Origin of the sequence: Streptomyces sp. NPDC090032 (assembly GCF_044748025.1) — a bacterium.
Classification (GTDB): Bacteria; Actinomycetota; Actinomycetes; order Streptomycetales; family Streptomycetaceae; genus Streptomyces.
Genome location: NZ_JBIVFF010000001.1, coordinates 500220 through 518950, shown reverse-complemented (window position 1 = coordinate 518950; position 18731 = coordinate 500220). Strand labels below are relative to the sequence as shown.

14 protein-coding genes are annotated in these 18731 nt (G+C 70.4%); 4 read left to right on the top strand and 10 right to left on the bottom strand.

Going from position 1 to position 18731, the window contains the following annotated elements:
- Positions 1–11: 11 nt before the first annotated feature.
- The 4 genes from frc (at position 12) to ACIPWY_RS02255 (ending at position 6357) form a co-directional block, all read left to right on the top strand.
- Positions 12–1244 (top strand): formyl-CoA transferase, encoded by a 1233-nt coding sequence (gene frc / locus ACIPWY_RS02270; protein ID WP_362901709.1) that lies wholly within the window; start codon positions 12–14, stop codon positions 1242–1244.
- Positions 1245–1247: 3 nt separating this feature from the next.
- Entirely contained in the window at positions 1248–3458 is a 2211-nt protein-coding gene (locus ACIPWY_RS02265; protein WP_362901707.1) for an acetate--CoA ligase family protein, read from the top strand.
- A 117-nt stretch (positions 3459–3575) separates the two neighbouring features.
- Positions 3576–4970 (top strand): OFA family MFS transporter, encoded by a 1395-nt coding sequence (locus ACIPWY_RS02260; RefSeq protein ID WP_362901706.1) that lies wholly within the window; start codon positions 3576–3578, stop codon positions 4968–4970.
- Between the two features lies 1 nt (position 4971).
- Positions 4972–6357 (top strand): OFA family MFS transporter, encoded by a 1386-nt coding sequence (locus ACIPWY_RS02255; protein ID WP_362901704.1) that lies wholly within the window; start codon positions 4972–4974, stop codon positions 6355–6357.
- Between the two features lie 75 nt (positions 6358–6432).
- Here ACIPWY_RS02255 and ACIPWY_RS02250 read toward each other — a convergent pair whose 3' ends face one another.
- From ACIPWY_RS02250 to ACIPWY_RS02205, 10 genes are all read right to left on the bottom strand, one after another.
- On the bottom strand, positions 6433–7596 hold the full coding sequence (locus ACIPWY_RS02250; RefSeq protein WP_401532049.1) for a sugar phosphate isomerase/epimerase family protein: 1164 nt from the start codon (positions 7594–7596) through the stop codon (positions 6433–6435).
- A gap of 52 nt (positions 7597–7648) precedes the next feature.
- Positions 7649–9073: a nucleotide pyrophosphatase/phosphodiesterase family protein gene (locus ACIPWY_RS02245; RefSeq protein WP_401532048.1), complete on the bottom strand. Its 1425-nt coding sequence runs from the start codon at positions 9071–9073 to the stop codon at positions 7649–7651.
- Positions 9070–10239, bottom strand: coding sequence for a metabolite traffic protein EboE (eboE, locus tag ACIPWY_RS02240; protein WP_401532047.1), 1170 nt, complete (start codon positions 10237–10239; stop codon positions 9070–9072). Before eboE ends, ACIPWY_RS02245 begins: the two co-directional genes overlap by 4 nt.
- Positions 10240–10242: 3 nt before the next feature.
- A complete protein-coding gene (locus tag ACIPWY_RS02235) occupies positions 10243–11091 on the bottom strand; it encodes a TatD family hydrolase (protein WP_362901696.1) in 849 nt (282 codons plus the stop codon).
- On the bottom strand, positions 11091–11738 hold the full coding sequence (locus ACIPWY_RS02230; protein ID WP_401532046.1) for an EboA domain-containing protein: 648 nt from the start codon (positions 11736–11738) through the stop codon (positions 11091–11093). Before ACIPWY_RS02230 ends, ACIPWY_RS02235 begins: the two co-directional genes overlap by 1 nt.
- On the bottom strand, positions 11735–12586 hold the full coding sequence (locus tag ACIPWY_RS02225; protein WP_393699807.1) for a sugar phosphate isomerase/epimerase family protein: 852 nt from the start codon (positions 12584–12586) through the stop codon (positions 11735–11737). Before ACIPWY_RS02225 ends, ACIPWY_RS02230 begins: the two co-directional genes overlap by 4 nt.
- Positions 12583–13488, bottom strand: coding sequence for an SCO3242 family prenyltransferase (locus ACIPWY_RS02220; RefSeq protein ID WP_393699809.1), 906 nt, complete (start codon positions 13486–13488; stop codon positions 12583–12585). Before ACIPWY_RS02220 ends, ACIPWY_RS02225 begins: the two co-directional genes overlap by 4 nt.
- Entirely contained in the window at positions 13485–14612 is a 1128-nt protein-coding gene (locus ACIPWY_RS02215; RefSeq protein ID WP_362902063.1) for an inositol-3-phosphate synthase, read from the bottom strand. The genes ACIPWY_RS02220 and ACIPWY_RS02215 overlap by 4 nt, the downstream gene beginning before the upstream one ends.
- A 183-nt stretch (positions 14613–14795) precedes the next feature.
- On the bottom strand, positions 14796–16229 hold the full coding sequence (locus tag ACIPWY_RS02210) for a ThuA domain-containing protein (protein WP_362901688.1): 1434 nt from the start codon (positions 16227–16229) through the stop codon (positions 14796–14798).
- A 15-nt stretch (positions 16230–16244) separates the two neighbouring features.
- A complete protein-coding gene (locus ACIPWY_RS02205; protein WP_362901686.1) occupies positions 16245–18701 on the bottom strand; it encodes a PQQ-dependent sugar dehydrogenase in 2457 nt (818 codons plus the stop codon).
- Between the last annotated feature and the right edge of the window lie 30 nt (positions 18702–18731).

The following is an 18731-nucleotide window of genomic DNA, read 5'->3' as shown; positions in this document are numbered from 1 at the left end:
GGAGCCCTGCCATGACCACCAAGGCTCTTGAGGGCGTCCGTGTCCTCGACATGACCCATGTGCAGTCCGGGCCCTCCGCGACCCAGCTCCTCGCCTGGCTCGGCGCGGACGTGGTGAAGCTGGAGGCGCCGACCGGTGACATCACGCGCAAGCAGCTGCGTGACCTGCCGGACGTCGACTCGCTCTACTTCACGATGCTCAACTGCAACAAGCGGAGCATCACCCTCAACACGAAGACCGAGCGCGGAAAGGAGCTGCTCACCGAGCTGATCCGGCGCTCCGACGTCATGGTCGAGAACTTCGGCCCGGGCGCCGTCGACCGGATGGGCTTCACGTGGGAGCGCATCCAGGAGATCAACCCGCGCATCGTCTACGCCTCCATCAAGGGCTTCGGCGACGGCCCGTACACCAACTTCAAGGCGTACGAGGTCGTGGCGCAGGCCATGGGCGGCTCGATGGCGACGACCGGGTTCGAGGACGGTCCGCCGCTGGCCACCGGCGCGCAGATCGGCGACTCCGGCACCGGCATCCACGCCGTCGCCGGCATCCTCGCGGCGCTGTTCCAGCGCGAGAACACCGGGCGCGGCCAGCGCGTGAACGTCGCGATGCAGCACGCGGTCCTCAACCTGTGCCGGGTGAAGCTGCGCGACCAGCAGCGCCTGACGCACGGCCCGTTGGCGGAGTACCCCAACGAGGACTTCGGTGACGAGGTGCCGCGTTCGGGCAACGCGTCCGGCGGCGGACAGCCGGGCTGGGCGGTCAAGTGCGCGCCCGGCGGCCCGAACGACTACGTGTACGTCATCGTCCAGCCCGTCGGCTGGCAGCCGCTGAGCGAGCTGATCGGGCGGCCCGAGCTGGCCGGCGACCCCGAGTGGGCGACGCCCGAGGCGCGCCTGCCCAAACTCAACAAGATGTTCCAGCTCATCGAGGAGTGGTCCTCGACCCTGCCCAAGTGGGAGGTGCTGGAGCGGCTCAACGCGCACAACATCCCGTGCGGGCCGATCCTGTCCACCAAGGAGATCATCGAGGACGAGTCGCTCGTCACGAACGAGATGGTCGTCGAGGTGGCCCACCCGGAGCGCGGCACGTTCACCACGGTCGGTTCCCCCCTCAAACTCTCCGACTCCCCTGTGGAAGTGGTCAGTTCACCCCTGCTCGGCGAGCACAACGCCGAGGTGTTCGTCGGGGAGCTGGGGCTCGGGGACGAGGAACTGCGCCTGCTCAAGTCGAACGGAGTGATCTGATTGATGGCCGAGGACCGTGAGCTCACGGTACGGGCGCTGCTCGCATCCGTGCGCGCTGAGGGCCGCAGCGCTCTCACCGCCCCCGAGGGCAAGGTGATCGCCGACGCGTACGGGATCTCCGTGCCCGGCGAGGAGCTGGCGACGGACGTGGACGAGGCGGTCGCGTACGCGGCACGCTTCGGCGGACCCGTCGTGATGAAGATCGTCTCCCCTGACATCCTGCACAAGACCGACGCGGGCGGCGTGATCGTGGGGGTGGAGGGCGCGGCCGACGTGCGGGCCGCCTTCTGCAAGATCGTGGAGAACGCGCGGGCGTACGCGCCGGACGCCCGGATCGAGGGTGTCCAGGTACAGGAGCTGCTGCCGACGGGGCCCTCCTCGCAGGAGGTCATCGTCGGGGCCGTCACCGATCCGACGTTCGGGAAGGTCGTCGCGTTCGGGCTCGGCGGTGTGCTGGTCGAGGTGCTCAAGGACGTGACGTTCCGGCTCGCGCCGGTCGGCGCGGACGAGGCCGTGTCGATGCTGGACTCGATCCGGGCGGCCGAGGTGCTGCGCGGGGTGCGCGGCGCGCAGCCGGTCGACCGGTGGGCGCTCGCCGAGCAGATCCGCCGGGTGTCCCAACTGGTCACCGACTTCCCGGAGATCGCCGAGGTCGACCTCAACCCCGTGATCGCGACGCCGGAGGGCGCGGTCGCCGCCGACATTCGCGTGATCCTCGCCGACGGGGTGCCGAAGCAGCGGCGTACGTACTCACGCGAGGAGATCCTCCGGTCGATGCGCCGGCTGATGCAGCCGCGCTCGGTCGCGGTGATCGGCGCGTCCAACGAGCAGGGCAAGATCGGCAATTCGGTCATGCGCAACCTGATCGACGGGGGTTTCTCCGGGGAGATCCATCCGGTGAACCCCAAGGCCGATGACATCCTGGGCCGCAAGGCGTACAAGAGTGTCACGGACGTCCCGGGCGAGGTGGATGTGGCGGTCTTCGCGATCCCCGCCAAGTTCGTGGCCTCGGCCCTCGAAGAGGTGGGACGCAAGGGGATCCCCAATGCGGTCCTGATCCCGTCGGGGTTCGCGGAGACCGGTGAACAGGCCCTCCAGGACGAGATCGTGGCGATCGGCGAGCGGTACGGGGTACGCCTGCTCGGGCCGAACATCTACGGCTACTACTCGACGTGGCAGGACCTGTGCGCCACGTTCTGCACGCCGTACGACGTGAAGGGCGGGGTGGCGCTGACCTCGCAGTCCGGGGGCATCGGCATGGCGATCCTCGGCTTCGCGCGCACGACGAAGACCGGTGTCTCCGCGATCGTCGGGCTCGGCAACAAGTCGGACCTGGACGAGGACGACCTGCTCACGTGGTTCGGCGAGGACCCCAACACCCAGTGCATCGCCATGCACTTGGAGGACCTGAAGGACGGGCGGGCCTTCGTGGAGGCCGCGCGGGCGACGGTGCCGAAGAAGCCCGTCGTCGTCCTCAAGGCGGGGCGCACCAGCGCGGGCGCGAAGGCGGCCGGTTCGCACACGGGAGCCCTAGCGGGCGACGACGCCGTGTACGACGACATCCTCAGGCAGGCGGGAGTCATCAGGGCGCCGGGCCTCAACGAGATGCTGGAGTACGCGCGGGCGCTGCCCGTGCTTCCGACGCCGAAGGGTGACAACGTCGTCATCATCACCGGCGCGGGCGGCTCGGGGGTGCTGCTCTCGGACGCGATCGTCGACAACGGCCTGTCCCTGATGGAGATCCCGGAGGATCTGGACGCCGCGTTCAAGGCGTTCATCCCGCCCTTCGGCGCGGCGGGCAACCCGATCGACATCACGGGCGGTGAGCCGCCGTCGACGTACGAGGCGACCATCAGGCTCGGCCTGGAGGACCCGCGCATCCACTCCCTCGTGCTCGGCTACTGGCACACGATCGTCACCCCGCCGATGGTCTTCGCGGAGCTGACGGCACGGGTGGTCGAGGAGTTCCGGGCACGGGGCATCGAGAAGCCGGTGGTGGCGTCGCTCGCGGGCGACGTCGAGGTCGAGGAGGCCTGCCAGTACCTGTACGAGCGCGGGGTCGTGGCGTACCCGTACACGACCGAGAAGCCGGTGGCCGCACTGGGTGCGAAGTATCGGTGGGCCCGTGCAGCAGAAAGGCTGGGGGCCGAAGGCGCCTCCGGTAGGGCGGTGGTGGCAGACGGGCGGGATGTTGGGGGGCCGTTCATGAGGTGACCGGACTGGGGGCCGGCCGGCGGTGCGCGCAGGCCGGCCCCGGGACCCATGCGCACGCGAAAGGAATTTGGACAGGGGGCGCTGGCCAGATCTTTCGACGCAAGGGGTGCGACCGTCATGAAAACCACCGACGATCTACCAATACCCGTCCCCTACAGGGAGGTGACGGACCACAACGGGCGCCTGTACCGCATCGGTGAGACCGATCGGGACATCATGGGGCGACCACGCTGGACCATGGTGCTCTTCCCCTGGATGGGCATGCTCGGCATCAGCTCGTCCGAGTACGCGTTCACGTCCGCCGAGGACACCCTGCACGAGGCCCATCTGTGGAACAGCGGGCACATCTTCTGGCTGATGGGTGTCTGGGTGTTCTTCCAGGCCGCCGTCGCCTTCCCCGCGGGGCAGCTGCGCGAGAGCGGCAGGCTGCCCGCGCGCCACGCGATGTTCCTCGGCGCCTCGGGCACGGTCCTCGGCTATCTCTCGCTCGCGTACGCGCCGCACGTGATCGTCGCGTACATCGGTTTCGGCATGTTCAGCGGCATCGGCGCCGGCCTCGTCTACGCGACCTGCGTGAACATGGTCGGCAAGTGGTACCCGGAGCGCAAGGGCGGCAAGACCGGCCTGGTCAACGGCGGTTTCGCCTACGGCTCGGTGCCCTTCGTCTTCCTGTTCACGTCGTACATGGACCTGAGCAACTACGAGGGTGTCCTGGTGATGGTCGGCGTGATCTGCTGCGCCGTCGTCGCGTTCGCCGGCTGGTTCCTCAAGGACCCGCCGAAGGGCTGGTGGCCCGCGCACGCGGATCCGCTGAAGGTGTCGGACGACCCGAAGGTGCGGCGGGCGCTGGAGAAGAACCCGCCGGCCGTGAAGCAGTACACCCCCAAGGAGGCCGCCCGTACACCCGTCCTGTGGATGATGTGGTTCTGTCTGCTCTGCACCGCGGGGATCAACATCTTCGGCATCGCCTTCCAGGTGCCGTTCGGAAAGGACATGGGATTCGCCGGCGGCATCGTGGCCACGGCGATGTCGCTCAAGGCGATCGTCAACGGAACCGGCCGCGGCGTGATCGGCTGGATCTCCGACCGCTTCGGCCGCCGCAACACACTCATCATCGTCTGCCTCGTCCTCGGGTCCGCCCAGTTCGGCGTCCTGGTCTCCGGGTCGATGGGCAGCATGCCGTTCTTCCTGTTCTGCTCGATGGTCTCCGGGTTCGGCGGCGGCGCGATCTTCCCGCTGTTCGCGGCCATGACGGCGGACTACTTCGGTGAGAACAACAACGCCTCCAACTACGGGATGGTCTACAGCTCGAAGCTGGTCTCGGGCCTCGTGGGCTCCGGAATGGGCGCTGTCGTGGTCGGGGCGTGGGACTACGAGGGCGCCTTCGTCATCGCGGGCTCGATCGGGATCGCCTCCGCGGTCCTCGCACTGTTCCTCAAGGCGCCGGGCCGGCCGAGGCCGCAGCGCCGCATCGTTCCCAACCCGCAACCGCTCGGTGAGGAGATGGCTTGATATGACGGCGGAGCCCATCGCCGCAGGCAACTCAGCGACGACCACTGGCAGCACGTACCGAGAGATCACCGACGAGAACGGCCGCGTCTATCGCGTAGGCGAGACGGACCGCGACATCCTCGGCCATTCCCGTAAGTTCATGGTGTATCTGCCATGGGTCGCGATGATGGCCATCAGCGTTTCGGAGTACGCGTACGGTTCGGCGGAGGACACGCTGTCCAGCGCACACGGCTGGACGCAGTCGAACACCTTCTGGATCCTGAGCGTCTGGGTGTTCTTCCAGGCGGGCATCGCCTTCCCGGCGGGATGGATGCGGGAGAAGGGCATCCTGACCGCGAAGCGGGCCACCATGGTCGGCTCCTTCCTGTGCCTGTTCGGATTCCTCGCACTGTCCCATTTCAGCAACGTGTGGCTGGCCATTCTGGGATTCGGTGTCATCGGCGGACTGGGCTCCGGCCTCGTCTACTCGACCTGTATCAACATGGTCGGCAAATGGTTCCCGGAGCGGAAAGGCGGCAGGACCGGTTTCGTCAACGGCGGGTTCGCGTACGGGTCTCTTCCGTTCATCTTCATCTTCAACTACGCGTTCGACACGTCGAATTACCACCGTGTGCTCGACATGATCGGTGTCTATGTGCTGGTGGTCGTGCTCACCTGTGCGTTCTTCTTCCGGGACCCGCCGAAGAACTGGTGGCCGCACGAGGTCGACCCGCTCAAGAAGTCGGGATCGGACAAGGGCGCCAAGTCCCTCGCCAAGAACCCACCCGCCGTACGCCAGTTCACGCCCATGGAGGCCGTCAGGACCGGCATGCTGCCGCTCATGTGGTTCAGCCTCGTGCTGACGGCCGGTGTGTCGATCTTCGGCATCTCGTTCCAGGTGGACTTCGCCAAGGAGGTCGGCTTCGGACCGCTGGTCGCCGCGTCGTCGATGGGGGTGATGGCGGTCATCAACGGCGTCGGCCGTGCCGTCGTCGGCTGGCTCTCCGACATCTGGGGCCGCAAGGTGAGCCTGGTGTTCGTCATCGTCGTCCTCGGCCTCGCCCAGTTCGGGGTCATCTGGGCGGGTGACATCCACAGCGAGTGGCTGTTCCTGTTCTTCGCGTTCCTGTCGGGCTTCGGCGGCGGCGCGTTCTACCCGATGTTCGCGGCACTCACGCCGGACTACTTCGGTGAGAACTACAACGCCACCAACTACGGCCTCGTGTACAGCGGGAAGCTGGTCAGCGGCCTGTTCGGCGGCGGCCTCGGCTCGATGGTGGTCGCCGCGTGGGGCTACAACGGGGCGTACGCGCTCGCCGGCGGCATATCGCTGGTGGCGGCAGCCGTGGCCCTGCTGCTGCGGCAGCCCGGGAGCGAGAAGCCGGCAAAGGCGGTGGCCACCACATAGGGGCCACCTACGGGAAATGCACACGGGAGTGGGGCCCGGCCTGGTGGCCGGGCCCCACTCCCGTGTGTGTCGACGTCAGTGCTTCTTGCGCAGCCCGGCCAGGTTGTCGTAGCCGATCTTCGCGTACTTCAGGGACTGGCCGAGGTCGGTGTCGCTGGGCGCGTTGTCCTGCTCGACCATCGGGTTGTGGTAGTTCATCGCCCCGACGCGGGAGAAGAACTTCTCGTAGTCGATGACTCCGGTGCCGAACGGCACCATGTCGTAGCCCATGCCGTTCGTCTCGTTGACCGTGCCGTCCTTGGCGTGGAACAGCGGATAGCGCTTGTTGTTGCGGCTCACGAGCGCCGCCGGGTCGAAGACCTTCTCCCGCTGGGAGCCGTCGTGGGCGGTGTAGGTGTGGAACTTGTACTGGGCCACGTGCGCCCAGAAGATGTCCATCTCCAGCCAGACCGTCTTCGGGTCGGTCACCTTGAGGAAGTACTCCAGCTTGCGGATGCCGGAGCTGCGGGTCGGCCTGCCCTGCGCGTCGAGGGGGCCGCCGTCGAGCAGGAAGCCGTACGCCGCGTCGTGGTTGTGCGTGTACAGCTTGAGGCCCGCGCTGTGGGCGATCTTGCCGAGCGCGTTCCACTTGTCGGCGGCGGTGTCCCAGTCGGACCGGTATTCGCTGCCGGTGGGGTCGCCACCGGTGCCCATGTGGTCCATGCCGAGGATGTTGGCTATCTCCAGGTGCTTCTTGAACGTGTCGAGGTCGGGCTGGCTGAGCGGCCACGACCCCGGGATGAAGCCGTGGTTGCCCTGCGCGCGCAGGCCGTACTCGTCGAGCCAGGAGCGCAGCAGCTTGGCCCCCTCGACGGATTCGAGGTTGGCGCCGCCGGGCGCGTTGGCGTGCTGGCCGTAGCCGGCGAACTCGACCTGCTTGTAGCCGTAGCGGGCCAGCTCCTTGAAGACCTCGCGGAAGCCGGACGGGAGGCTGGAGGCGAGCGGGTCCCTGCCCGTGGCGTCGCGCACGGTGTAGAGGATGATGCCGCGCTTGGATTCCGGGACGAGGGCGTGGCCGTGGCCGCCGCCCCTGCCGCCGTTGTGCGCGGTCTGTGCGAGGGCAGGCGAGGCGCCGAAGACGGGTGCGGCGACGGCGACGGCCCCCGCGGCGGTGCAGGTGCTCAGAAAGCGGCGGCGGCTGACGCCGAGAGCGCGGCGCAGGGCGTCGCCGGGTCCGGATTCATCGTTGAACGCGGTCACGGTCTCTCTCTTTCTCGGATGGGTGCGGGGCGTGTGCGGGTGTGCACCGGGCTCATACGAGACCGGCCAGGCCGAGCAACAGCGATTTCACGTCGGTGGCCGCGACACGGCCGGTGACGGCGCGGGGGGTGGAACACAGGATGAGCGGACCGTCGGGGCTGTCGTCGCTCAAGGGGAGGCGGCCGTGGCTGCCGCGGATGGGTGAGGGATCGAGGGGCACGACCGCCATGCGGTAGCGCATGCCGAGCTTCTTGCGGGCCAGGGCGCCGGCGGCCTTCACCTTGACGTAGGGGTCCTGGGGGTCCATGAACAGCTCGACGGGGTCGTAGCCGGGCTTGCGGTGGATCTCGACGAGCTGCGCGAAGTCGGGCGCGCGGTCGTCGTCGAGCCAGTAGTAGTACGTGAACCAGGCGTCGGGTTCGGCAATGGCGACGAGTTCCCCGGAGCGGGGGTGGTCGAGGTGGTGGGCCTTCTTGCCTTCGTCGTCGAGGAGTTGCTCGATGCCGGGCACGTCTTCGAGCGCCTCGCGGACCGTGTCGAGGTCTTCGGGGCGGCGCACGTAGATGTGGGCGATCTGGTGGTCGGCGACCGCGAACGCCCGGGACGTCATCGGGTCGAGGTACTCCATGCCGTCCTGCGTGTGCACTTCGAGGAGTCCGGCGCGGCGCAGGGCGCGGTTGATGTCGACGGGCCGCTCGACGCGGGTGATGCCGTACTCGGAGAGGGCGACGACGGTGCGGCCCTCGGCCTTCGCGTCGTCGAGGAGCGGGGCGAGGGTGGCGTCGAGTTCGGCGGCGGCCTTGTGCGAGCGGGGGTCGTCGGGGCCGAAGCGCTGGAGGTCGTAGTCGAGGTGGGGGACGTAGGCCAGTGCCAGGTCGGGATGGCGGGTGGCGATGATGTGGCGGGTCGCGTCGACGATCCACCGGCTGGAGACGAGGTCGGCGCCCGGTCCCCAGAAGTGGAAGAGGGGGAACGTGCCGAGTTTCTCGGTGAGTTCGTCGTGCAGGGCCGGTGGCCTGGTGTAGCAGTCGGGTTCCTTGCGGCCGTCGGCGTAGTAGACGGGCCGGGGTGTGACGGTGATGTCGGTGTCGGCGCCCATGGCGTACCACCAGCAGATGTTGGCGACGGTGTACCCGGGGTGGCTGCGGCGGGCCGCGTCCCAGAGCTTGTCGCCGGCGACGAGTCCGTTGTGCTGGCGCCACAGCAGTACGTCGCCCAGCTCGCGGAAGTACCAGCCGTTGGCGACGATGCCGTGTTCGGACGGCATGGTCCCGGTGAGGAACGTCGACTGGGCGGCGCAGGTGACGGCGGGCAGGACCGTGCCGAGGTGGGCCTGGGAACCCGTCTGACCGAGGGCCTTGAGGTGGGGCATGTGGTCGAGGAGGCGCGGGGTGAGACCCACGACGTCCAGGACGAGCAGGGGGTTCGGGCTCGCATCCGGCCGCTCAACTGTGGTGTCTGCACTGGAAGTTGTCATGGGAGTTCCTTCAGGCCGAGGTCCGTCAGGAGGTCGCGGGCCAGGGTGAGTTCGGCGGCGATGCCGTCGGCGAGCTGGGTGCGGGCGCGGGGGCGCAGCTCGGGCGGGAGCGCCTGCCAGGTGTACGTCTCGACCTCCAGGTGCCGGGTGAGCGGATGCGCGCCGCCGACCAGCCGCGTGAGCGTGTTCTTCAGGACAGGGAGTGTGGAGGTGAGGGGGGCCGCGGGCGGGGCGTGCAGCGGTACGTGGAAGTGGGCGCGCCAGGGCGCGGTGTCGGGGAGCGCGCCGCCTGCGAGTGCCTCGCCCAGGTCGTCGGTGCCGCGCAGCCCTTCGGGGGTGAGGGTGCGGGTCTGGTGCAGGAAGCGGGGTTCGTCGAACGCGGCGAGCGCCTCGCGGACCTCGGCCCTTTCGGGGTGCTCGGCGTGCAGGGCCGCGGAGAGCTGGGACTTGACGACGGGGATACCGGCGGCGGCGAGCGCGTCGAGTGCGGTGGCCGGGTCCTCGAAGGAGGTGGCGAGGTGGCAGGTGTCGACGCAGATGCCGATGCGGTCGCGGGCCACGGCCGTGAGCGGGGCGATGGCGTCGCCGGTCGTCTCGACGGTGCAGCCCGGTTCGGGTTCGAGGCCGATGCGGATGGAGCGGCCGGTCAGCTCCTCCAGGGCGTCGAGCCGTTCGGCGAGCGTGGTGAGCGCGGCGAAGGCGATGTCCCGGCGCGCCGGGTCGTAGCCGGCGCGCCAGGCGAGAGGCAGCGTCGAGATGGTGCCCTCGGTGATGTCGGAGGGCAGCAGCGCGGCGAGGAGGCGGGCCAGGTCGCCGGTGTGGGCGAGACGCTCCGGGTCGGCCCAGTCGGGCTTGTACACGCGGTACTTGACCTCTTCGGCGCCGAACCCCTCGTAGGGGAAGCCGTTGAGGGTGACGACTTCGAGGCCGCGCCGGTCGAGTTCGGTGCGCAGGCCGCGCAGGGCCACGGGGTCGGTGCCGAGGGCGCGCGCGGCGTCCTTGGCGAGCCACAGGCCGATGCCGAGCCGGTCGCGGCCGAGGCGCTTGCGCACGGGTTCGCAGTGGTCGCGCAGCTGGGCGAGCACGCCGTCGAGGGTCTCTGCGGGGTGGACGTTGGTGCAGTACGCGAGGTGGACGGTGGACCCGTCCGGGTGGCGGAAGCGCATCGCTCACGCCCCGCCGCGCAGGATGGAGTTGCCCTCGTGGGTGGCGTCGGTCCCGGCGACGTCGAGGTCGAGCCGGCCGCTGAGGCCGTAGAACGCGACGGGGTTGCGCCACAGGACGCGGTCGGCGTCGTCCTCGGTGAAGCCGGCCTTGAGCATCGCGTCGGCGACCTTGCGGGTCTTGAGGGGGTCGCTCTTGCCCCAGTCGGCGGCCGAGTTGACGAGAACCTGCTCGGGTCCGTACTCGGTGAGGATCGCGACCATCCGCTCCTCGTCCATCTTGGTGTCGGGGTAGACGGAGAACCCGAGCCAGCAGCCCGCGTCCTTGGCCTCCTTCACCGTGGTCTCGTTGAGGTGGTCGATGAGCACCCGGTCGAGCGGCAGGTCCGACTCGCGTACGACGTCCAGGGTGCGGCGCAGTCCGGCGAGCTTGTCGCGGTGCGGGGTGTGCACGAGCGCGGGGAGTTCGTGGTCGGCGGCGAGCTGGAGCTGCGCGGCGAGCGCGCTGTCCTCTGCGGGGGTCATCGAGTCGTAGCCGATCTCGCCCACAGCGACGACGTTGTCCTTGACGAGGTAGCGGGGCAGCGCGTCGAGGACGGGTGTGCAGCGCGGGTCGTTCGCCTCTTTGGGGTTGAGGGCGAGCGTGCAGTGGTGGGCGATCCCGTACTGCGCGGCACGGAACGGCTCCCAGCCGAGGAGCGCGTCGAAGTAGTCGAAGAACGAGGCGGGCGAGGTGCGGGGCTGGCCGAGCCAGAAGGACGGCTCGACGATCGCCCGTACGCCCGCGGCGTACATGGCCTCGTAGTCGTCGGTGGTGCGCGACGTCATGTGGATGTGCGGGTCGAAGATGCGCATCAGGACTCCTCGGCCTTGGGGGGAGGGGGCACGACCAGGGGGGTCAGGGCCAGTACGCGGTGCAGGTCGTCGGGGACGGGGCGGCCTGCGGCGGTGCGTTCGTTCGCGTAGTCGCCGAGCATGCGGGCGAGTTCGGCGTCGCCGCGGGCGCGTTCGGCGAGATCGGCGACGGCGGACACCGGGACTCCGGTGAACAGGCACTTCAGGACGGCGTGCCGCCAGTGATGCGCGGTGAGGTGCTCGGCGGCGTAGGAGCCGACGGCGGCGGCGACGAGCCGGGTGTCGTTCGTGCGCAGCGCGTCCTCGACGAGGTGCAGCGCTTCGGGTCCTGTGACGAGGTGGGGCAGGGCCGCGAGGACGGCGCGGCGTTCGGCGGCGGCGCCCTGTTCGTAGAGACGGGTGAGGGTGGCGGTGTCGGCGCGCGCCGCGTGCAGGATGACGATGCGGGCGCTGTCGGCGTGCTCGGCGCCACAGCGGCGCCCCGCTTCGGCGAACCTCAACTCCCATGCCGCGTAAGCCTGTTGGTGGCCCTCGTCATCGGCGGCCGCCTCCGTCGTGGCCTGGTCGAGCCAGGTGCGGGCGGTTTCGCCCAGGGCGGCGTCGGTGCGGGCGCGGAGGGCCGCGATGCCGGGAAGTGCGCCGGTCATGGGGTGCCTCCTTCGGCGGCGGCGCGCAGGAACCGCAGGGATTCCTCGGCGAGTTGGGGTCCCGCGTGGGAGTGGCGGGGCAGTTCCACGACCGTCAGCCCCTGGTAGCGGGTGGCTTCGAGGGCTTCGAGCACCGGCGGGAAGTCGATCTCGCCGTCGCCGAACGGAAGGTGTTCGTGGACGCCGCGCCGCATGTCCTCGATCTGTACGTGCTTCAGCCAGGGAGCGGCCTCGCGCACGCAGTCGGCGGGCGGCAGCGGCTCCAGGCACTGGCAGTGGCCGATGTCCAGGGTCAGGCCGAGCGATGCGGGGCCGCCGAACTCCTCGCGGAGGTAGTGGAAGTCGGCGAGTGAGCCCAGGAGGTGGCCGGGCTCGGGCTCGATGGCGAGCGGGACGCCGGCGTCGTCGGCCGCGTCGAGGACGGGGGCGAGCGCGTCGGCGAGCCGCTTCCACGCGGTGCCGTCGTCCGTGCCGTCCGGGGTGATGCCGCTGAAGCAGTGCACGGCGTGGGCGCCGAGGTCGGCGGCCACCTGCACGGCCCTGATGAGGAGCCTGGTGCGGGCGGCCCTGGCGTCCGGGTCGGGGTCGAGCAGCGAGGGGCCGTGCTTGCGGCGCGGGTCGAGGACGTAGCGGGCGCCGGTCTCGACGGTGACGGTCAGGCCGTACCGGTCGAGGGCGCGGGCCACCTGCCGGGTGCGGGTGCGCAGGTCGGGGACCAGGGGGTCCAGGTGCATGTGGTCGAGGGTGAGGCCGACGCCGTCGTAGCCCAGGTCGGCGAGGACGGCGAGGGCGTCCTCCAGGCGCAGGTCGGTCAGGCCGTTGGTGCCGTATCCCCAGCGGATGGTCATGTGACGCTCACCTTCGGCACGAGGCGGGCCAGTTGGGTCAGGGACGCGGTGGCCAGGGCGGTCAGGGGGGCGCCCGCTCCGGCCGCGAGGGCGGCCTGGAGGGGGATCATGGCGCGGATGCCGCCGCCCACCGCCCGCTGGGTCAGGGGCGGCGAGGGGTTGAGGGCGGCGTGGAAGTAGGGGCGGGCAGCGGTGGCCGCGTAGGCGGCGGCCAGGGCGGCGGTGATGGTCCCCGACAGGCCGGGGGCGGCTGCTACCCGCCGGCCTGCCGGGAGTCGTGGGGCGCGCCCGGTGATCCGGGTCAGCGCGAGGGTCGCGGCGAGCGCGCCCAAGGGGGCTCTGACGTCGCCGCCCTGGGTTTCGTTGCGGGACACCGCGGTGACGGCGAGAGTGTGGGCGGCCAGCGTCGTGGCCGCGGGCACAGCCGCGCGATGCAGGCGGCCCGAGGTCGCCGCCGCTCCCAGCAGCACGTCGAGCCCTCTCGCCGCCGCCATCGCCACCGGTCCCGCCGGTGTCCTCTTCAGGCCCAGGTCGTACGCCCATACCGTCGCCGCGAGCGCTCCCGCGGCCAGGCCGGCGGGACGTCCCGCCCGGGTCGCCAGTGCCAGGCCACCCGCCGAGAAGGCGCCCGCTGCCGCGAGGGCCGCTGCGGGGCGGATTCGCCCTGACGGCAGCGGGCGGTGCGGGCGGTCCACGGCGTCCTCGGCGCGGTCCGCCCAGTCGTTGAGGGCCATGCCCGCCTCGTAGAGGCACAGGGACGACCCGATGGCCAGGAACGTGCCCCGGCCGGGGCGCAGGCCCACCGCCGACGCGCCCGCGAGGGCGTCGCCGGGGACGGTGAACAGGGCGGGCAGGCGCAGGAGTTCGGCCCAGGCCCGCAGGTGCTGTGCGCGGCCGGTCACCGCAGGCGTCCGGCGAAGCCGACCAGTGTCGCGTACTGCTCGGCGAGCGCGGGGGACGCGTCGCCGTCGGGGTCCTTGAAGTAGAAGCCGAGTTCCGGCAGGGGTCCCTCGACGCCCTTCTCGTGGGCGCGCAGGAGGAGGCGGGCCAGGTCGAGGACGAGGGGGGCGGCGAGCGCGGAGTCGCAGCCCTGCCAGATCGTCTGGAGGATCATGCGGGAGCCGAGGAACCCGTCGAAGGCGATGTGGTCCCAGGCGGTCTTCCAGTCCCCGAGGGCGGGCACGTCGTCGATGTGGACCTCGCCCTCGGGCGCGGCTCCGAGCGCGTCGGCGAGGACGCGTTCCTTGCCCGCGTTCTTCGCCGCGGCGGCGCCGGGGTCGGCGAGTGCGGCGCCGTCGCCGCCGCCGAGGAGGTTGGTGCCGGACCAGGCCCGCACGGTCAGGGAGCGCTGGAGGAACATCGGCGCGAGCACGGACCGCAGGAGGGTCTGGCCGGTCTTGCCGTCGCGGCCCGCGTGGGGCAGGCCGCTGGTGGCGGCGAGTTCGGCCAGCGCGGGGTGGTGCAGGCCGGTGGAGGGGGTGAAGTTGACGTACGGGCAGCCGGCGCGCAGGGCGGCCGCCGCGTAGAGGGAGCTGGCGGGCAGCCGGCTGCTGTCGGGGGCGGGTTCCGTGGACGCGACGTTCACGACGACGGCGCCCGCGAGGCCGCCGCGCTCGACGAAGCCGCTGATGTCGGCGGCGAAGGCGGCGATGAGTTCGTCGTCGGGGCGGGAGTCCCCCGGCTGGGGTCCTCCCGGGCGTATCTCCCGGTCGGCGGCGGCGAGTTCGGCGCCGACCGCGGCCGGCAGGCCGTGCGGCAGGACGCCTCCGGCGGCGAGGTGTTCGGCACGTTTGGGCAGCGGGCAGTCGACGGTGTCGTGCCCGCCGAAGACGAGCGAGGACAACGTTGGCAGAGCGGCGCCGGCGAAGGGTTCGGTCTCGGTGACCATGCCGGTCGGGGGGTGCAGGCCCGCGCCGACGGCGGCGCAGCCCGCGACCGCGGTGGTGGCGACGGAGCCACGGGCCCCGATGAGCCACACACCGTATCGGGGAGAGCGGGCGGTGGGGGACGTGGGTTCGGCGGACATGGGCAGCCTCCTTGTCGTACGCGAACCGGGAGCCGGAGTTGCGGGGGTGGTGCGAGGCGGCGGGCGGGGGTCCGGCGTCCCCCGCCCGCCGCCGTCCAGGGGGTGTCCGGCCGATCAGGGCCGGACAGGTCGCGGCGTCCGGTGCGGTGCATCGCAAGGCGCCGGAGCGTCCTGATAGCGGAGCTATTCGGGCGTTTCGGCAACCCCGCGAGGTGCCGTGCCAGGCGTCGCGGCCCCGGCCCTGATCGGCCGGACACCCCCAAGGCCGGACCCGGCGCCCGGCTTCGCGGGCAGGTCCTTGACCCGGATGTCCCGGAAGGACACCTGGTCGTCGTCGCCGTGGTTCTGGATCCCGACGTACCCGTCGCGCAGGCTCCGGGCGGGGTCGGTGTTGGTGAAGTCGTTGACCTTCACGCCGTTGAGCCAGATCCGCAGGTGTTCGCCCTCGACCCGGATCTCGTACGTGTTCCACTCCCCCGGCGGGTTCAGCGCACGGTCGCGCTTCTTCACGTCGGCGGACTGGAAGCTGTAGACGGACCCGGTGGTGCGGTCGGGTGCGTCGGTCGCGTCGATCTGGACCTCGTAGCCGTTGTTCACGGCCGACCAGGGGTCGTCGGACTCCGGGAAGCCCACGAAGACACCGGAGTTGTCGTCCCCGGCCATCTTCCAGTCGAGCTTGAGGGAGTACGAGCCGAGCGGGCGGCCCGCGTACCAGAGCATTCCCATGCCGCCGGACGAGGTGAGCGTGCCGTCGTCCGAGAGGTCGAAGGAGCCGGGTCCGGCCTGCTTCCAGTCCTTGAGCGACTCGGCGGTCCCGTCGAACAGGGACGTGTAGCCGCTCTCGGGCCGGCAGTCGGCCTGCGCGGCACCACTGGCCCAGCGGATCCCGCCGAGCAGGTGCTGCCGGAAGGCCGGGTCGGCGTAGGACTCCTTGGTGTGGCCGGCGCCGGTGTAGAAGGAGCGGCCGCCCCGGTAGTTCTGGCACCAGGAGATGGGGTGGTCGCCCGCCATGGTGCCGCCGGTGTACGACGACTCGTCGAGCGAGGCGAGAACGTGGGCGTGCTCGCGCGGGTTGGTGCGGTAGTTGTACCACTCGTCCGTGCGGTTCCACGTCGGGGCGAGGTGGGCGGTTGCCGGGTTGCCCCGGTCCTCGACCTTGACGGTGGCGGGCTGGATCGCCGGGTGGTTCTGGAAGTAGGCGCCGGCGAGGCCGCCGTAGAAGGGCCAGTCGTACTCGGTGTCGGCGGCCGCGTGGACGCCGACGTAGCCGCCGCCCTTCGCGATGTAGCGCTCGAAGGCCTTCTGCTCGCCGTCTGCGAGCACGTCACCGGTGGTGGAGAGGAAGACGACGGCGTCGTAGCGGCGCAGGTTGGCATCGGTGAAGGCGCCGGCGTCCTCGGTGGCGTCGACGGCGAAGCCGCCTGACGCGCCCAGTTCCTGCACGGCCGCGATCCCCTCGGGGATCGAGTCGTGGCGGAAGCCCGCGGTCTTGGAGAAGACCAGGACCCGGCCCCCCGCCCCCGCGTCCCCCGGTGAGGAGGACGCGGGAGCGGAGACGCAGCCGATGAGCAGGGCGGCCGCGGAGGCCGCGAGCGCGATACGGGTTGGGGTGCGCACAGTCCTGCTCCCTTCTCAGCTGGTGGTGAAGGTGAAGTCGTCCACGTCGAAGAGGGCGTCGGTGCCCGCACCCTTGAAGACCAGGAAGAGCGTCGTGGTCTTGGCGGGCGCCTTGCTGATGGTGCCGGTGACGTCCTTGTACGTCTCCCAGGACCCGGTGGGTTCGACCTTGGCGCTGCCCAGGAGCTTCCCGGTGGCGGAGCCGCTGCGGATCTCCAGCGTGCCGCCGCTGCCGGCGGAGGCGACGCTCGCGGTGAACGACTTGACGTTGCTCAGGACGTACGGCTTGAAGGAGATCCAGTCGCCGTTGTTGATGTCGCCGACCGTCTTGCCGCCCTCCGCCGGGGTGTGGGCGGTGATGCTGACGCCCTTGGAGTCGCCGTAGTGCTCGGCCTGGCGGTGCTTCTGCTGGGTGACGCTCTGGTCGTGGGTGGTCAGCGCGGGCTGGCCGTTGGCGCCCTGGTCGGTGTACTCGGCGTCGAAGACCCCGAAGATGTTGGCGTTCGGGTCGTGCTCGCTGTCCGCGGAGGTCTTGAGGGTGCCGGAGCAGCCGTTGGCCGAGGTGATCGGGTGGCCGTGGCTGTCGTGGCCGAGGACGTGCGTGACCTTGACCTTGGAGCAGTCGATCGTCCCGTCCTCGGGGTCGGTGACCGTCACCTTGAAGGGCACCTCGTCACCGAAGGTGAACAGCTGGCCGTCCGCGGGGAGTTCGAGAGTCACCTTGGGCGCGGTGTTGCCGACGACGATGTGGACGTCGGCGCTGCCGGTGCGGCCCGTCGTGTCCTTGGCGGTGACGGTCGCGGTGTAGGTGCCGTTCTTCTTGTACGTGTGGCTGGGGGCGGCGCCCGTGCCGGTGGTGCCGTCGCCGAAGTTCCAGGAGTACGTCAGCGCGTCGCTGTCGGCGTCGGTCGCGGTCGAGGTGAAGCGGGCCTTGAGCGGGGCCTGGCCCGAGGTCTTGTCGACCTTGGCGTCGACGACGGGCGAGTGTCCGTCGGTCGCGTTCTCGATGCGGTAGAGGCCGGAGTTCTCGTCGCCGCCGAACCAGGACAGGCCGTAGTCCAGGACGTACAGCGCGCCGTCCGGTCCGAAGGCCATGTCCATCACCTGCGTGCCGGTCCAGGGGAACGGGTTGATCTTCGAGACCTTGCCGTCGCCGTCCTGCTCGATCCGCTTGATCCACTGCCGGCCGAACTCACCGGCGAAGAAGTTGCCGTCGTAGGCCTCGGGGAACTTCACGGGCGAGGTGTTCGCCGCGTCGTAGCGGTAGACCGGGCCGCCCATCGGGGACTCGGAGCCGGTGCCGAACTCGGGTACGGAGGCACCGTCGTAGGGGATCCAGGCCGGCTGCGCGGGCGGCAGGTCGACGAGGCCCGTGTTGTGCGGCGAGGTGTTCTTCGGCGCGGCGCAGTCGAAGGCGGCGCCGGACGTCTTGGTGGCGAAGTCGTAGTCGATGTACGCGTCGTTGTTGCCGGTGCAGTACGGCCAGCCGAAGTTTCCGGCCTTCGTGACGCGGTTGAACTCGACCTGGCCCGCGGGGCCGCGCTTGGGGTCGGCGGTGCCGGCGTCGGGGCCGTAGTCACCGACGTAGACGATGCCGGTCGGCTTGTCGACGCTGATCCGGAACGGGTTGCGGAAGCCCATCGCGTAGATCTCGGGGCGGGTCTTGTCCGTGCCCGGGGCGAAGAGGTTGCCGTCGGGTATGGAGTACGTGGCGTCGTCGTTGACCTTGATGCGCAGGACCTTGCCGCGCAGGTCGTTGCTGTTACCGGCCGAACGCCGAGCGTCGTAGGCCGGGTTGCGGGTGGGCTGCTCGTCGATCGGTGTGTAGCCGTCGGAGGAGAAGGGGTTGGAGTCGTCGCCCGTCGACAGGTAGAGGTTGCCGTCCTTGTCGAAGTCGATGTCACCGCCCACGTGGCAGCAGATGCCGCGCGAGGTGGGGATCTCCAGGATCTTCTTCTCGCTGGCGTTGTCGAGCGTGCCGTCCGCGTTGAGCACGAAGCGCGAGAGCTGGTTGTGGCCGTCGAAGGGCTTGAAGTCCGCGGCGGTGCCGTCGTTCGGGGCGTCGCCCGCGGGGGTGTCGAGCGGCGGCGCGTAATAGAGGTAGATGAAGTGGTTGTCGCTGAACTTCGGGTCCACGCCGACGCCTTGGAGGCCCTCTTCGTCGTGGGAGTAGACGTCGAGCTTGCCGGCGACCTTGGTGGTGCCGTTCTCGTCGGTCAGGCGCAGGATGCCGTCGCGCGAGGTGTGCAGGACCTTGCGGTCCGGCAGGACGGCGAGCGACATGGGCTCGCCGACCTCTTCGGCGCCCTTGGCGAGGGTGACCTGCTGGAAGTCCTCGGCGGCGGCGACCGCGGCGTCGGGGGCGGGCGCCGCGCCGGCGTGCGGGGCGCCGATCGCGAGTGAGGCTCCGGCGAGAAGTGAGCCGGTGAGAAGTGCGAGTGCCTTACGGAATCTCGGGCGTTTCCTGTGCACGGAGTTCCTCCGGAAAAGTGCGTGCGTACG

Coding starts and splice junctions, on each gene's coding strand:
- frc (WP_362901709.1), top strand. CDS start 12: ATGACCACCAAGGCTCTTGAGGGCGTCCGTGTCCTCGACATGACCCAT.
- ACIPWY_RS02265 (WP_362901707.1), top strand. CDS start 1,248: ATGGCCGAGGACCGTGAGCTCACGGTACGGGCGCTGCTCGCATCCGTG.
- ACIPWY_RS02260 (WP_362901706.1), top strand. CDS start 3,576: ATGAAAACCACCGACGATCTACCAATACCCGTCCCCTACAGGGAGGTG.
- ACIPWY_RS02255 (WP_362901704.1), top strand. CDS start 4,972: ATGACGGCGGAGCCCATCGCCGCAGGCAACTCAGCGACGACCACTGGC.
- ACIPWY_RS02245 (WP_401532048.1), bottom strand. CDS start 9,073: ATGACAACTTCCAGTGCAGACACCACAGTTGAGCGGCCGGATGCGAGC.
- eboE (WP_401532047.1), bottom strand. CDS start 10,239: ATGCGCTTCCGCCACCCGGACGGGTCCACCGTCCACCTCGCGTACTGC.
- ACIPWY_RS02235 (WP_362901696.1), bottom strand. CDS start 11,091: ATGCGCATCTTCGACCCGCACATCCACATGACGTCGCGCACCACCGAC.
- ACIPWY_RS02230 (WP_401532046.1), bottom strand. CDS start 11,738: ATGACCGGCGCACTTCCCGGCATCGCGGCCCTCCGCGCCCGCACCGAC.
- ACIPWY_RS02225 (WP_393699807.1), bottom strand. CDS start 12,586: ATGACCATCCGCTGGGGATACGGCACCAACGGCCTGACCGACCTGCGC.
- ACIPWY_RS02215 (WP_362902063.1), bottom strand. CDS start 14,612: ATGTCCGCCGAACCCACGTCCCCCACCGCCCGCTCTCCCCGATACGGT.